This window comes from Kordiimonas aquimaris (genome assembly GCF_025574485.1).
GTDB lineage: Bacteria > Pseudomonadota > Alphaproteobacteria > Sphingomonadales > Kordiimonadaceae > Kordiimonas > Kordiimonas aquimaris.
In genome coordinates this window covers 386,789-401,256 of record NZ_JAOBPO010000003.1, presented here as the reverse complement: position 1 = coordinate 401,256, position 14,468 = coordinate 386,789, and the positions used below count along the sequence as shown (strand labels likewise).

Sequence of the window (14,468 nt, the reverse complement as noted above, 5' to 3'; positions counted from 1 at the left end):
ACATAATTAGTCTATTTTTGTGAAAGCCTCTGTGGTGTAGCGCCTGACATGATGAAGGTAGCAAGAGTTTATTCATTATGAATTCACGTTATGGTAGTATAAATTTTACTTAAGTAAGAATAAAATGGCGTGAATGTGTTAAACAGGCTCTCAAAAGTTTTTTTACTATGTTTTTTGTTAAGTGTGTCTGCTGTTGTAGCGGCCACTGACCTTAAGCTTGTGACAGACGATGGTCCCCCGCATATGATTCAGTCAAATGATGGTGGCTTGGATATTGACATTGTGCGCGCAGTTCTTGCTGAGGCCGGATATACTTTTCAAGTTGAATATATGAGCCTGGCACGAGCGAAGAGGGCGGTGAAGAGTGGTGTCGCGGATATTGTTGTGCCAACCTTTTTCGAACATGACAGCAACGGATATTATATATCGCAGCCAGTTGTTGATTACCTGCCCACAGTATTCAGTTTAGAAAATAGTGCTCATAGGTTTCATTCATTTCGGGACATTGTTGGTTTGCGGGTAATGACTTTTCAAGGTGCGGTTGGTTATTTTGGTGAGAGTTTCAAAGAAGTTACTGAGCGAAATAAGTACATAGAAATCAAGGATATGACGGCTTTACCGAAGTTATTGGCTAGAAACCGTACTGATGTTGTCATTCTTGACCGCTATATATTTTTACACCATTGGAAGCAAATACTAGACCGTGATAAGACGAGTACATACCGCACACACAACTTTATACCCAGCGTTCCTGCGTTTGTCGGTTTTAAAGATGCCGACATTCGCGATAAGTTTAATGCGGCGCTTAAGTCTCTTGATGCAGAAGGTGTTTTGAATCGTATCAAAGAGAAATACAAATAGTAGATAAGTAATCCTGTAGAATTTTCCTTCTTAACCAATTCGTTAGGCCATTCCACGGTTGATACAGTATTTTTACTGCTTTGTTATGTTCGTTTTTGGTGCTGATCCTCTTTCTGATATGAGTTCATGAAGTAGCTGAGGAAAGAGTTGTGAATATTAACATACATAGAATAAGTGCTGCATTTAGCTTTGTGGTAGTGCTTGGTGCCACTGTAGTTTCAGCTGAATCCACTGTTGATGAAAATGTGCGCATTCTTTTTTCTTCAGAGAAAAGCAGCGGTACACTTGCTCTGCATAGTATGCTTGCTGATGGTAGCCTTCTGCAGCTTCATGTACCTGCTGCCGTGAGAGGGCGGGGTGAATATGAAGCATCCGTTTCACCTGATGGTAAACATATTGCATTTACAACATATCGCTATGGCGGCTGGAAAATAGCCATATCCGATTTGGACGGTCGAAATATTCGCCGTTTAACGATGGACCCACAATATGTCTATGACCCCGCTTGGTCCCCTGATGGAATAACAATTGTTTACCGCCGTATAGTCAATGGAAGTGGCCCATATTTTCGCGGTAATGCCGCCGCTTTTATAATTAATGCTGATGGCAGCAACAACAGAGCCTTAACTTCGAATAACAAAGAACATATTCGCAACCTGTCGTTTTCACCTGATGGGCACTACCTTCTTTATGATGCCTTTGTTGATAATGGCCTTGGGGTCATGCGGATGAAGAAAAGCGGTTCAGAGCATATGCGTTTAACCAATTTAAATACTCCGTCTTTTGCACCAAGTTGGTTCCCCGATGGTAACTGGATTGCATATATGCACCAGGACCAAGAAGGATACGTAGACGTATGGAAAATGCGCGTTGATGGCACAGAGGCTCAAAACATAACACAGAGCAAAAACAAAGGTCTGCATAGTATTGGGGATACATTCTCACATTGGCAGTACGAAACCAATGTGTCGCCAGACGGAAAATGGATAGCGTTTACTGCCGATTACCAAGACAAAGGAAATGCAGATATATACACCGTATCGTTGGAAACTAGTGAGATAGTTAGACTTACAAGTCACAAAGGCGCTGACTTGCACCCGTTTTGGTACAAAGTCAGCGATTAGATTTACTATTAGTTTCTAGCTAATTACTTTGCATATGTAATGCGAAAGTTGGGCTGCCAGCTTTTCCCCATATCGTCTGTTTTATCAACAGTCATCACGCGGTTGTTGGCTTTAAGTTCAATCGTGATTTTGAACCCACGCCACAAGTCGTCGCCCATTTTAAAGAGTGAGCCCGATTTTAGGTTCGTAACAATAAGTTTGTTATCTTCAATGGTGCCTTCATAAACATCAGGTAAACCCCAAACATCATCGAATGCGATTAAACGATAAACATTTCGGTATTGATCATAGCCAATATATGTTTCGGTATGAAAACCTGGCTTGTCGGTTTCTAACGGTAATTCACGCAGCACCATGCCCTTTTGGCGGAATGCAACGCTCACTTTTTCCGGCGAGCCTTCTTGCCACGTCTTGCCATCGTCAGCTGAATATTCTGCGGTCATCTGCCATTCACCCATAATAGGTGATAATTTAGCCATGGCAGCCAATGGTGCTTTTGAAACTTCTGGTACAGAATCTTGCGCTGTTGAAGGCAAGCAAAATCCGATAATGATCGTCAGTAGTGTATATATTTTTTTCATTTATCTACCCTCTCTTTCAAGAAGCGAATAGATAAAATAGTTTGGGCTTAAATGGTGTGCCCAAGGCCCAAATTGGGATTAAGCGTAAGTCTAGTGGGCTATATCAATGCGTACCGCGGTATTTTTAAAAGACGGTGTTTTACTACGAGCATCTACAGCTGTTCCTGTTAAAGCATTTGCTTCCGGATAATAGGCGAGGATGTTGCCGGAAGGTACGTCGTATGAATAGACGTGCACAGCATGCATTACCCCGTGCTCTGACAAGACAGTAACTTTCTGACCTTTACCAATACCTAATGCATCAATATCCGTGGCGTTCATCAAGACACACCAGCGATTATCGGTTTGTCGGTATGTATCGTGGTTTTCGTATATAATAGAGTTAAATTGGCCTTCGCTGCGTATGCTGGATAGTTTAAACGGATAGTCTTGTAATACTGTCATGTTTGCCGCCGGTATAGGGCAACATATGAACTGGGCTTTGCCTGATGGTGTTTTAAATTTCGGTGTGTGAAAAATACGCCCAGTTATATGAAATTCTTTCTTCGCCACATCAATATCAGCAAGTGCTTCCATGCCTGGAACTGTTGCTGCAATTGCCTCTCTGGTTTTGCTGTGGTTTTTAAAAGGTGCAAATTTGAAAGAGCTGTTGGGTAGAACACCATCAGCAATATCGCACAAGATAACACTTTCAGGCCTTACACAATCATGGCGTAAAATCCCGCCGCTGCTTAGGCGTACAAAGTTAAACATGCTTTCCTGCGTTGTTGGGGACCATTCTTCATCGCGTGCTGTAACTGGTAATATGAGGTTTTCACCGTCTTCTACACCGTTCACGTGCCCTTGATTTAATGTTGTTGTAAGAAAGAGCTTGAAGCCCACTTTGTTGAGCGCGCGTTGGCTCCATTTCGAGTTGGGGTTTGCTGCAAATAAGTTACCAGCCATAATTATTGCGGCGTCTATTTCGCCGCGCTCTGCAGCTTGCATACAGGCCATGGTGTCCATGCCTTCTTCGGTTGGTAACTGCACTGACAGATTTTGTTCGATACTGCTGAAAACGTCGTCAGCAAGTACTGGTTTAACACCAATTGTACCAATGCCCTGCACATTTGAGTGGCCTCTTAGTGGTAGTAAACCGGCATTGGGCCTGCCAACCATTCCGCGTAAAATGGCTAAATTTGCCAAGCATTCGATATTTTCAACACCATTAAGATGATGAGTTAAACCCATGCCCCATGCAAACACTGCGTTGTTGGATCGGGCATAGCGGTCTGCGATATCTTCAAATGCTGCTTTTTTTAAGCCAGTAATAGAAAGGATATCATCCCAACTTGTCTGAGTGACATGTGTGCGGAATGCATCAAATCCATTGGTATGGTTTTCGATAAAGTCATGGTTTTCTTTGCCCTTTTCAAGAATTGTCTTGGCAATACCGGTAAATACAGCAACGTCAGAGCCGATATTTGGCTGCATATATGCTGACGCTATATCACTCCCGCCGGTTAGCAATGATTTGGGGCTCTTGGGAACCGCAAATTTTATCAATCCAGGCTCTTTTGCCGGATTGATAATAATAACCTCTCCGCCACGTTCGCGGCATGCTTTTAATTTATGAATGAACCGTGGATGATTAGAGGAAGGATTTGCGCCAACAACAAAAATTAGATCGCAACCATTAAGGTCTTCGAGTTCAATTGTTGCCGTACCAGTGCCGATGGTACTACCAAGAGCAACACTGGTTGCTTGGTGGCAATAATAAGAGCAGTTATTCACGTTGTTGGTGCCAAAAAGACGCGCAAATAACTGAAAGATAAAAGCAGCTTCATTTGAAGAACGCCCCGATGAATAAAAGAAGCTGCGGTGTGGGTCCGTGTTTTTCAAGCGCGTGATCGCAATATTCATGGCTTCATCCCATGACAGCGGTTGATAATGATCCTCTCCGGCTTTTTTATATAATGGTGTGTTGAGGCGGCCCAAATGTTCCATCTCTCGGCCATCAAGCTCTTTAAGTTCGTTAATCGAGTGTTGAAATATCTCAGCAGGAATGGCGGGTTGCGTATCGCTTGATTGAGCCTGAACGCTTTTGTTGCAGACCGATGGGAATTCGCCCAGTTCGTTGGTCATGCCGCCCATTTGCCCACCCATGCCAAGTGCACAAGCCTTGCAAGTGTTGTTTGAATTAAGCGCCTTGGCGGCTTTTTTCACACCCATTTTTCTTACAGTATTGAGTGTGTATATCACCTTCTTTACGCCGCCACCAACAATGGGTGAATTGGCTTTGGCGTTGGTGGTCATATAATCGCTCCCCATAGGTATTAATCTTGCGAAAACCTGCAAATTAGCTGACTGTCCTTTTATACACACAAACAACACGGCACTAGAAATGAAAATAGCAGGACTGATTTTAGCGGGAGGAAGGTCGAACAGGCTTGGGGAGCATAAATTCCAGCGAAATTTGGGTGGAACACCGCTAATTGATCATGCCGTATATCGCTTTTCATCACAAGTTGACTGTCTGGCAGTGAATTTGCCCCGTAATTGTGTTGTCAGTGATTACAAAATTTTACATGAGCCTGAAGAATCCGCGGGTAAAGTCGGGCCACTTGGTGGTGTTTTACTGGGTTTGGACTGGGCAAAGGCGGTGAGTGCAAATGCTTTAATTACCATGCCGGTTGATGTGCCATTTTTTCCGCATGATCTAACGAGTAAATTATTGGCCAGCTTCTCCGGTGAAGCTCCTGCTTGTGTTTCAGAAAACGGACAGCGGCATGGCTTATGTACTCTATGGCCAGTTGATTGTTTGCCCGTATTTCTCAACGCATTCAACAACGATGGTGTCAGAACCGTTAACCACATGCTGGATATATTAAAAGTTAAAGAAGTTAATTTCCGCCTAGAAAAACATTCGCGATTTTTCAATATAAATACGATACAAGATATTGAAATAGCAGAGAAAATCATCAAAGAAAATCATGATATTTTTTAGCAAAACCTTGCAACCCGAGTATGTTGTGCCCACTTCTAAAAGAAAAAGGAATTGCGCGTGAAAACTGGTATTGCACTTGGCGGCGGCGCCGGGCTTGGGTGGGCACACATTGGTGTATTTCGTGCGTTTGAAGCCGAAGGCGTCAAAGTAGACATGATTTCCGGCACGAGCATTGGAGCTATCGTTGGGGCTTGTATTGCTGCAGGTATCGTTGATGAGCTTGAAGAAGTTGCGCGTGAGATAACGCTACGCGAAATGCTGACAATGGGCGAGTTTGGTTTCAAGAAGGGCGGCCTGATAGGCGCGGGAAAAATCGAACAGAAATTACGTAAACATTTAAACTACAAGACTTTTGAGGAACTGAAACTGCCTTTTGTTGCAGTAGCAGCCGATGTTTATTCGGGTGACAGGGTCGCTATGCAAGACGGTGATGTGGTGACGGCTGTGCGTGCATCGTCAGCTATTCCGGGTATGTTGCCGCCTGTCGCTACTGAGAGTTTATTGTTGGTTGACGGCGGCGTTGTAGACCCTGTTCCTGTTCAACCACTGCGTGATTTAGGGGCAGACTTTATCATAGCCGTTGATTTGCAAGGTGATTACGAAGGCAAGTCACAACGTTTAGGGTTTGATCCTGCCATGAAACTGCCTTCGCTTGCAGCAATGAAAACAGCGAGAGCAGGGTGGTCAATGGCCTTGCACTCACTGACGCAAGCGAACCTTAAAGTAGATAAGCCTGATGTTGTGATTACACCGCGTATTGGTCACATTGATATGGCTGACTTCACGCGTGCAGATGAGTTAATCGCATTAGGTAAGGCTGCTGCATACGATGTGATGGACAGTATAACTTAATTAATTACAAATATTTACGGTTATTTCTTAATCTCACGCGTAATGACAATGCGCTGGATATCTGACGTGCCTTCGTAGATTTGACAGACTTTAACGTCACGGTAGATACGCTCCACTGGATACTCAGACAGATAACCATAACCACCCAGCACCTGAATAGCTGCTGAACATATTTTCTCGGCAGTTTCACTGGCAAAAAGTTTAGCCATGCAGGCTTCTTTCAAGCAAGGTTCACCGGCATCGCGTTTGCTGGCAGCGTTTAGCACCATCAGTTCTGCCGCTTGTAGTTCTGTTGCCATATCCGAAAGACGAAAACCAACCGCCTGATGGTCTATGATTGGCTTGCCAAAGGTTTCACGTTCCTTGGCGTAAGCGAGAGCATAGTCATAAGCGGCCCGTGCCATGCCAACAGCTTGAGCAGCAATACCAATGCGCCCCGTCTCTAGGTTTGATAGTGCAATTTTGTAACCATCGCCTTCGTTACCCATCAGGCAATCAGTTGGTATTTCCATATCATCAAAATTGATCTGACAAGTGTCGGAAGATTTTTGGCCAAGCTTTTGTTCAGTGCTGGCAACATTGTAGCCTGGCGTATCGGTAGGCACTAGAAAAGCAGACAAACCACGTTTACCCGCAGATGGATCAGTAACCGCAAAGACAATGGCAACACCACCAATTTTACCGGATGTAATAAATTGTTTCGTACCGTTAATTTTCCATCCGCTATTCGTGCGTTCTGCCTTGGTTTTTAGTTGAGAAGCATCTGAGCCTGCTTGGGGTTCAGTCAGACAAAAAGCGCCAATCATTTCACCACGTGCAAGTGGTTTGAGGAAGCGTTCTTTCTGTTCATCTGTACCGTTGGCCAGAATAGCTGCGCCAACAGGTGCATTTGTTACACTCATCAGTGTTGAAAGGCCACCGTCACCAGCAGCAACCTCCATAAGAGCGAGTGCATATGATGTGTAATCTGTGGCCGCGCCGTCCCATTTTTCAGGAATTGTCATGCCCATCAGGCCTAAAGCACCCATTTCGCGCAGAAAGTCTTCTGGAATGATGCCTGCTTTTTCCCATTCACTGGCACGTGGTGCAATTTGATCCTGCGCAAAAGCTCGCGCCATATCACGCACCATACGTTGGTCTTCAGTTAACATCATTTGCCGTCTCGCTTTAACAGTAGTTTTAGAGATATGAGTGCGAACGCGTGTTAGTTCAATTCAATTGCCATTGCTGTTGCTTCGCCGCCACCTATACACAAGCTGGCAATGCCTTTTTTCAAGCCACGTTTTTTAAGAGCATTGATAAGGGTTACGCAGATGCGGGCACCTGATGCACCGATAGGGTGGCCAAGTGCACAGGCACCGCCATTTACATTGACTTTGGCATGGTCCAGGCCAAGTTCTTGCATCGCTGCCATAGGCACAACAGCAAAAGCTTCGTTAATCTCGAACAGATCAACATCATCGGCAGTCCAACCGGCTTTTTCCATTGCAGCTTCAACGGCTTTAACAGGGGCTGTTGTGAACCATTCTGGTGCGTGCGCATGTGTTGTGTGTGCGCGAACAGTTGCAAGTGGTGTCAAGCCACGTCGTGTGGCTTCTGATTCTGTCATCATAATAACGGCGGCAGCGCCGTCAGAAATGGAGCTGGCATTGGCAGCTGTTACTGTCCCGTCTTTCTTGAAGGCAGGACGTAGTGTTGGAATTTTATCTAAGCGTGCTTTGCCCGGCTGTTCGTCGATAACAATTTCACTGTCACCGCGACGAGATTTGATTGTTACAGGCACAACCTCATCTTCAAAATCACCGTTTTCGATGGCATTTTGTGCACGCTTTAGCGACTCAATTGAATATGCATCTTGTGCTTCACGTGTGAATTGATAATGCTCGGCGCATAGTTCAGCGAAAACGCCCATAGGTTCACCTTCATAAGCGTCAGTGAGGCCATCAAGTGCCATATGGTCGATGATTTGGCTGTTACCGTATTTAATGCCTGTGCGCGCGTTTGGCATCATATGCGGGGCGAGCGACATGCTCTCCATACCACCGGCAACAACGATATCGTTTGAGCCAGCAATCAAACTGTCATGCGCCTGCATCATTGCTTTCATGCCTGAACCGCACATTTTATTAACTGTTACAGCCCCGACTGCATCTGGAATGCCTGCTTTTTTACTGGCTTGGCGGGCAGGCGCCTGACCTTGTCCTGCAGGTAATACACATCCCATAATTGTTTCTGTAACATCAGCACCATCGATGCCTGCGTTTTTCAATGCGCCGTCGATAGCGGCTGCACCTAATTCAGATGCAGGCACTGAAGACAAGTCGCCGAGTAAGCCACCCATTGGGGTACGAGCCATGCCGACAATTACGATATTTTCTTTAGACATAATGGTTACTCCATTTCCTGTGCGCTATGGGGAATGCGCAGGTTTGCCAAACGGCCATATATTTGGGCGGACAATGGCTAAAATAGTGGCTTTTCGCAAGCCTTAATTCATTGACGATTTGGTGTGCATGTTTATAACCAGCGAAGAAAGGACGTTCTTTATGTATAGAAGACCGACAGTTACAGGATTTTTTGTTTTTGCTGGGTTGATTGCTGGCGCAGTTTTAGGCCAGTGGTTGCCGTTCCTGGCAAGCATAGAAGCTATTGCTGGCGGCGTTATTGGTGGGTTGCTTGGTTTTGTGATTGATAAAGCCGCAGCTAATAAAGAGGGCGATACAAGCCGAAAGCCTGAAGATAACTAGGAAGTATTCAGGCAGTTTATTCTGCTGGTGCTTTGCTTGCCTCTTTTCGTTCCCGCCATGCTGTCTTGATCATATCGCTTGTCATGCGGCTGCCGTCAGGTGTCCAGCCTGGTGGAGCTAACAAGAATAAAACACGATCTTTCCATTTGTTTGCGCCCCAAATATCTTTAAAGATGCCAACCCATTCATGAAATGCCACACGCAATGGGTTAAACGTACCAAGGTCAGTCACAAGACCATAACGGCATGGCTCCGACCTCTCTTCAGGTATGTATGTACCAAATATTTTGTCCCATATCATAAACACGCCAGCATAATTAGCATCCAGATACCGAGGGTTATTCGCATGATGCACACGGTGATGGCTGGGCGTATTCATGACAGCTTCGAACCAGCGAGGCATACGGTCAATTGCTTCCGTATGGATCCAGAATTGATATACAAGATTTATTCCCGCACAGAAAAAAACAATTGCAGGGTCAATACCGAGAAGGAAGATTGGCGCGCGAAACAGAATGCCCGGCGTTAGCTGGCCAGTCCAGGTTTGTCGCAAAGCTGTAGATAAATTGTAGTGTTGGCTGGAATGGTGAATAACATGCGCAGCCCACATCCATCGCATGCGGTGCCCCATACGGTGCACCCAATAATAAGCCAGATCATCAAGGATGAAAGCCAATACAAACACCCACAATGCTGTGCCGAAGTCGAAAAGGGCAAAGTTTGTCCATACCCAGTATGCAAAACCAACGGCAAGTGTAGCCGTTAGTGCGCCAGCAACGGTGCTTCCCAGCCCCATAATCAATGATGTTAAAGTGTCTCTACCTTCATATTTAATGCGGCCGGAACGCCAACCGTGAATCATTTCTACCAATATGAAAGCAACGAATAGCGGTACGGCAACTTGAGTTGGCTGCGGAAGATCAAGCATGGACAGTTTCCTTGGTATCATTCGTTACCGACAGTATGGAGGCTATTTGCTCTGCGGTTAATTTAAGTTTCACTGATGCCAGTGTAAAATCATCCATAACGACGCGAACAGAATCACTTGTTTTTTCTACCGAAAGTTCAGATATGTTATCAAAATGCCTGACAGTTATCCGGTCACCCATTTGCTTGAGTACGGCAATGCCAAAGTCATCTGGTATCAACGCGATCGCAGAATCGTCTGTCTCTGAAATAAAGTAATGTGCGTTTTCAATATGCAGGTCAGGGATTTCTGGGCAATATCTTTTAAGGTTACGTATGGCGCGTTCTGTCGTTAACGGCGTTGCATTTGGGAAAAGGTACTTTGCCAAATACGCCACTAAGAGAATTGCGATTAAAGAACCGGCTAATTGCATTACATCCATGATTTTTCCTTGTACTTAAAAAGATAATACAAATTTTCAAAAATCAAAGCTGCAATAAGAATGATGTAACGATAGAGTATTATTTATGGAAGCCAAACCATAGCGACAGCAATATAATGAAAGATATAAATCATGCGATTTGTTTTACCTTTTAGTTTCAAGACAAGCTATGCGGCACGGTATGTTGTTGGGGTTATTGCGTTAGCTTTTGTTATAACAACGACGCCGCAAGCTAGTGTTTTACATGCTGATGAAGCCATCATTATTGCACACCGCGGCGCAAGTGGTTACCGGCCCGAACATACAATAGCTTCATATACATTAGGCATCGAGCAGGGTGCAGATTATATCGAACCTGATTTGGTTATGACAAAAGACGGTGTTTTTGTTGCCCGTCATGATGTTTATCTTTCAACAACAACAGATGTGGCTAATCGGCCTGAGTTTGCTGATAGAAAGCGTATTATTGATGGGCATGATGACTGGTTTATTTTTGATTTTACATTAGCAGAATTGAAAACCTTGAAGGCTGTTCAAGCGTTTAAAGGTCGTAGCAAAGACTATGATGGTTTGTTTGATATACCAACGCTTGATGAAATTGTTTCACTGGTGCAATCGTCTGACCGTCAGGTAGGTCTGCACATTGAAATGAAGCGACCTCAAGTTTTTAAAGGTGAAATTGATGCAAAGCTTGCACTCAAGTTAGCTGCAAGGCTTGACGCTTTGATTGATGCCGGCATTCCTGTTTTCTTTCAGTGTTTTGATGGTAATTTCTTACGCGAATTAGCGCCGCTTACTAAAGCGCCGCTTGTTTATTTGGTGTCGGGAAAACCAAACGCATCCAATGATGCGTACATATTGGATGGCCCGCTTGATCCATATTTCAGTTTTGTTGATGGCTTTGGGCTATACAAAGCGCTTTTGTTTGATGCAGAAATGCGCCCAAATGGGCTAACTGAAAAAATTCATGCTGCGGGCAAACTTATACATGTATGGACTGTGAGAGATGACTCGCTACCGAAAGGTGTGCATAATGTATCGCAGGAAATTAAAACGCTTCTGACACTGCCTGTCGATGGTATTTTTACCGACTTCCCGGACACAGCTGTGGCTGTGCGTAACAGTGTTAATTTACTGTCAAAGGAAATTGATTAAATGCTTGATTTTTCTAAAGGTTTAATCACAGCTTTAGTTTTTATGATTGTTCTTCGGATCGCTGTTGAGGCATTGTTTGCTGCGGGCAACATGTAAATTGCCCAGCAGCATTTTTCTCTATTGATCCGCGTCCGGCAAATCTCTGCCAAATGGGAACGGACATTCATCTGAAGCGAAGCTGAGATAATCGAGAACATCACGAATATAAAGGGCACATTGACGCATTACGCGTGTAAGCGCTTCGTTTGGTTGGCCCAAAAATATTGAGAAGCCAACTTGAGCCACAGCCAAAACAAACGACAGGTAAAGTGCAAATGAACCCAACACACCAAAGAAAAACATTAATAGTGCGCGCTTGATAATTTGCGGCCAATCACGACCTTTGAGGTCGTCTATAATTTGAGCTGTATCCGGTTTGTTGTCAGTTTGGTTGCTATTTTTTGTGTCAAAATGAGCTTCTTCTTTAGCAGAGGCATTTTCTGTCGTGTCTGTTGTTTTCTGCGTAGAATTTTCTTTAGCCTTATCTTCATCAGCCTTGGTTTTTTCAGGTGTTGTCGTCGCTGCTTTTGCTCGCGGTTTTGTGGTTTTGGCTGTAGTTGGCTTTGTTGTTGTTGATTTTTTCGCAGGTGTTTTCCTAGCGGCTGTTTTTTTTGCGGCCGGCTTGGCCTTTGTTGCTTTTGACGTCGTCGCTGTTGAGCGTGTTCCTGCTTTTTTAGCCGGTGTTTTTTTTGTGTCAGCTTCTTTTGAATTTTCTTCGCTCATGATGTCCTCACAGTTTAGCGATGTTACCCAACATATGTGGGAGTTTTCATCTCAACTTCAAGGGAGTGGGGTTGTTCAGTTGTGATCATTAAAACCGCCCTGATACATTTAGTCACCAAGTAAGATTGCCCTTTACGAGCTCAATGGCGTCTAGTGCACTTACCGGTTTGGAGTAATAGTATCCTTGGGCGAAGTGGAAGCCCATTTCTGCAACCATGTCAATGTGGTCTGTGCCTTCCAGCCCTTCGGCAACAACTTCGTGACCAAGATTACTTGCCAGCATGGCAATCATTTCCAGAATCATGAACTGTGTATTGCCGCGTTTAAGCTGATTAATAAAACTGCGATCAATTTTGATTATGTCTATCGGGAACTGGTGCAGGTAATTAAGTGAAGAATAACCTGTACCAAAATCATCGAGAGCAACTTTAACGCCCAATGCGCGAATGCGAGCAAGCGATTGAGATATAAGCTCTGGGTTAGCCATGATCGAGCTTTCTGTTAGCTCGATACGTAGCAGATCACCGGGTAAATCATATTTTTTAAGCGTATCTTCAACGACTTGCGCTACGTCATCTCGTGCAAATTGAACACCTGAGACATTGACATTTACTGGCACAGCTCGTGAGTGACCAAGTGTTACGGACCACTTTTTGATACATTGACATGCAGCATCAATGGCCCATCGACCAAGAGGCACGATAATGCCTGTTTCTTCAGCTAGCTCGATAAATTCAACAGGGGAAACAAAGCCGCGCTCTTTGTGTTTCCAACGTGTTAGCGCCTCGAAACCATGTAACTCTGCTGTTCGAAGGTCAATGATGGGTTGGTAATATAATTCTAATTCCTCGCGCTCTACAGCTCGGCGTAATTCAGTTTCCAAGTGAAACTGGCTACGTACACGCAGGTGTGCGTCGCGCTTATATATCTCTGTTCTAGCTTTTCCTGCCAATTTAGCACGATGCATTGCAAAGTCAGCATCCCGGATTAGATCTTCAGGATGTGTCTCGCTTGAGATAGTGGTGGCAACGCCAATGGAAACCGAGGTGAATATCTCGTTACCGTCAAGGTCGTATGGCTGGCGCATGGCATCATGAATACGTTCGCTCACTTCTTCAACAGCTCTAACGCGCTGCATACCAGGCATCAATACCGCAAATTCATCGCCTGAAAGCCGGGCCAGCATGTCTGTACTTCCAATACAACGCCGCAATGTAGACGCCATGGAGATGAGAAAACGATCACCTGCGCTATGGCCAAAACTTTCGTTAATTTGTTGAAAACGGTCTATATTAATAATCAATACTGCGCATCCGGCTTGTTCACCGCCACGTTCACTATCAATTACGGCTTCTTCCAGTTTGTTGCGAAACAGGACGCGATTTGGTTGGCCGGTTAATGCATCATGAAATGCGTGATGCATTATATTTTGTTCAGATAATTTTTCCGCTGTTTGATCTTCAATCGTGCAAATTATGTACGAATTATCCTGATTTTCGGTGACAACCACTTGCAGGCGACTAACAAGGTGGTGCTCTATCTGGGCACTACGCTTGGTCCACTCCAGCGTCATGTCCCGTTGCTTCAACCCTGTTTCTCGCAAGCTTTTATGAAACGTCTTGTTGTCGTCAGAGGCCCACAATGAATTGAGAGACATAGGGAGAGTATTATTGGTTTCGATAGAAAATAACTGACGGGCCAGGCGATTAGCCGACAAAGCAATAACATCGCCGGATGGGTCGATGTTGAAACTCATAACCCCAAACGGCAAATTTTCGAGAATAGCTTCGTTTTTTGAAAATTGCTGAATCAAATTGTCACTGACATGTGGTTTCGCACTTGGTGAAACCATTCCCTCTATTTGCTTCGCAACATTTTGCTCTACTAGCAACCCAGAACCCTTTGCAGAACACGCTTTATCAGCGGAAACTTACTGATGTTCACTACACTATCATTCAAGTGGGTAAATATTTGGTAAATGAAGCCGTGATTTCGTTAATTATTTTCGCTTAAGTTGTAAAAAAGGGGAAGGCGAACCTTCCCCAAGATGA

At 44.5% G+C, this 14,468-nt stretch carries 14 protein-coding genes; 6 read left to right on the top strand and 8 right to left on the bottom strand.

Annotated features, from left to right (window positions below; translation table 11 throughout):
* Positions 1-129: 129 nt before the first annotated feature.
* Positions 130-861: a substrate-binding periplasmic protein gene (locus OEU88_RS11640; protein ID WP_317279136.1), complete on the top strand. Its 732-nt coding sequence runs from the start codon at positions 130-132 to the stop codon at positions 859-861.
* A 149-nt stretch (positions 862-1,010) separates the two neighbouring features.
* On the top strand, positions 1,011-1,985 hold the full coding sequence (locus OEU88_RS11635; RefSeq protein ID WP_262695342.1) for a TolB family protein: 975 nt from the start codon (positions 1,011-1,013) through the stop codon (positions 1,983-1,985).
* Positions 1,986-2,008: 23 nt separating this feature from the next.
* Here OEU88_RS11635 and OEU88_RS11630 read toward each other — a convergent pair whose 3' ends face one another.
* Together OEU88_RS11630 and OEU88_RS11625 are read right to left on the bottom strand one after the other, a co-directional pair.
* Positions 2,009-2,566 (bottom strand): DUF1579 family protein, encoded by a 558-nt coding sequence (locus OEU88_RS11630; protein WP_262695341.1) that lies wholly within the window; start codon positions 2,564-2,566, stop codon positions 2,009-2,011.
* Positions 2,567-2,656: 90 nt separating this feature from the next.
* Positions 2,657-4,861 (bottom strand): FdhF/YdeP family oxidoreductase, encoded by a 2,205-nt coding sequence (locus OEU88_RS11625; RefSeq protein ID WP_262695340.1) that lies wholly within the window; start codon positions 4,859-4,861, stop codon positions 2,657-2,659.
* An 88-nt stretch (positions 4,862-4,949) separates the two neighbouring features.
* Between OEU88_RS11625 and mobA the strand changes: the two genes are divergently transcribed.
* Positions 4,950-5,552, top strand: coding sequence for a molybdenum cofactor guanylyltransferase (gene mobA / locus OEU88_RS11620; protein ID WP_262695339.1), 603 nt, complete (start codon positions 4,950-4,952; stop codon positions 5,550-5,552).
* A gap of 57 nt (positions 5,553-5,609) precedes the next feature.
* Entirely contained in the window at positions 5,610-6,404 is a 795-nt protein-coding gene (locus tag OEU88_RS11615) for a patatin-like phospholipase family protein (RefSeq protein ID WP_262695338.1), read from the top strand.
* Between the two features lie 20 nt (positions 6,405-6,424).
* Here the strand turns inward: OEU88_RS11615 and OEU88_RS11610 are convergent, their stop codons facing one another.
* Both OEU88_RS11610 and OEU88_RS11605 read right to left on the bottom strand, forming a co-directional pair.
* Positions 6,425-7,558 carry an acyl-CoA dehydrogenase family protein gene (locus OEU88_RS11610; RefSeq protein WP_262695337.1) on the bottom strand — a complete coding sequence of 378 codons (1,134 nt, stop codon included), beginning with the start codon at positions 7,556-7,558 and terminating at the stop codon, positions 6,425-6,427.
* A 50-nt stretch (positions 7,559-7,608) separates the two neighbouring features.
* Positions 7,609-8,790, bottom strand: coding sequence for a thiolase family protein (locus OEU88_RS11605; RefSeq protein ID WP_262695336.1), 1,182 nt, complete (start codon positions 8,788-8,790; stop codon positions 7,609-7,611).
* Positions 8,791-8,950: 160 nt separating this feature from the next.
* Here OEU88_RS11605 and OEU88_RS11600 point away from each other — a divergent pair, with 160 nt between their 5' ends.
* Positions 8,951-9,151 (top strand): SoxR reducing system RseC family protein, encoded by a 201-nt coding sequence (locus tag OEU88_RS11600; protein ID WP_262695335.1) that lies wholly within the window; start codon positions 8,951-8,953, stop codon positions 9,149-9,151.
* 16 nt (positions 9,152-9,167) lie between these two features.
* Here the strand turns inward: OEU88_RS11600 and OEU88_RS11595 are convergent, their stop codons facing one another.
* Positions 9,168-10,079 (bottom strand): sterol desaturase family protein, encoded by a 912-nt coding sequence (locus OEU88_RS11595; RefSeq protein ID WP_262695334.1) that lies wholly within the window; start codon positions 10,077-10,079, stop codon positions 9,168-9,170.
* The gene (locus tag OEU88_RS11590) at positions 10,072-10,500 is read right to left on the bottom strand and encodes a hypothetical protein (protein ID WP_262695333.1); all 429 of its coding nucleotides are present in this window, start codon (positions 10,498-10,500) and stop codon (positions 10,072-10,074) included. Before OEU88_RS11590 ends, OEU88_RS11595 begins: the two co-directional genes overlap by 8 nt.
* Before the next feature lie 132 nt (positions 10,501-10,632).
* Between OEU88_RS11590 and OEU88_RS11585 the strand changes: the two genes are divergently transcribed.
* A complete protein-coding gene (locus tag OEU88_RS11585) occupies positions 10,633-11,655 on the top strand; it encodes a glycerophosphodiester phosphodiesterase family protein (RefSeq protein ID WP_262695332.1) in 1,023 nt (340 codons plus the stop codon).
* A 117-nt stretch (positions 11,656-11,772) separates the two neighbouring features.
* On the opposite strand, the gene OEU88_RS11580 is transcribed toward OEU88_RS11585, so the two are convergent.
* Both OEU88_RS11580 and OEU88_RS11575 read right to left on the bottom strand, forming a co-directional pair.
* Positions 11,773-12,417, bottom strand: coding sequence for a DUF4389 domain-containing protein (locus OEU88_RS11580; protein WP_262695331.1), 645 nt, complete (start codon positions 12,415-12,417; stop codon positions 11,773-11,775).
* A gap of 112 nt (positions 12,418-12,529) precedes the next feature.
* Positions 12,530-14,308: an EAL domain-containing protein gene (locus OEU88_RS11575; protein ID WP_262695330.1), complete on the bottom strand. Its 1,779-nt coding sequence runs from the start codon at positions 14,306-14,308 to the stop codon at positions 12,530-12,532.
* Positions 14,309-14,468 lie beyond the last annotated feature (160 nt).

Coding starts and splice junctions, on each gene's coding strand:
- OEU88_RS11630 (WP_262695341.1), bottom strand. CDS start 2,566: ATGAAAAAAATATATACACTACTGACGATCATTATCGGATTTTGCTTG.
- OEU88_RS11625 (WP_262695340.1), bottom strand. CDS start 4,861: ATGACCACCAACGCCAAAGCCAATTCACCCATTGTTGGTGGCGGCGTA.
- OEU88_RS11585 (WP_262695332.1), top strand. CDS start 10,633: ATGCGATTTGTTTTACCTTTTAGTTTCAAGACAAGCTATGCGGCACGG.
- OEU88_RS11590 (WP_262695333.1), bottom strand. CDS start 10,500: ATGGATGTAATGCAATTAGCCGGTTCTTTAATCGCAATTCTCTTAGTG.
- OEU88_RS11595 (WP_262695334.1), bottom strand. CDS start 10,079: ATGCTTGATCTTCCGCAGCCAACTCAAGTTGCCGTACCGCTATTCGTT.
- OEU88_RS11605 (WP_262695336.1), bottom strand. CDS start 8,790: ATGTCTAAAGAAAATATCGTAATTGTCGGCATGGCTCGTACCCCAATG.
- OEU88_RS11600 (WP_262695335.1), top strand. CDS start 8,951: ATGTATAGAAGACCGACAGTTACAGGATTTTTTGTTTTTGCTGGGTTG.
- mobA (WP_262695339.1), top strand. CDS start 4,950: ATGAAAATAGCAGGACTGATTTTAGCGGGAGGAAGGTCGAACAGGCTT.
- OEU88_RS11580 (WP_262695331.1), bottom strand. CDS start 12,417: ATGAGCGAAGAAAATTCAAAAGAAGCTGACACAAAAAAAACACCGGCT.
- OEU88_RS11610 (WP_262695337.1), bottom strand. CDS start 7,558: ATGATGTTAACTGAAGACCAACGTATGGTGCGTGATATGGCGCGAGCT.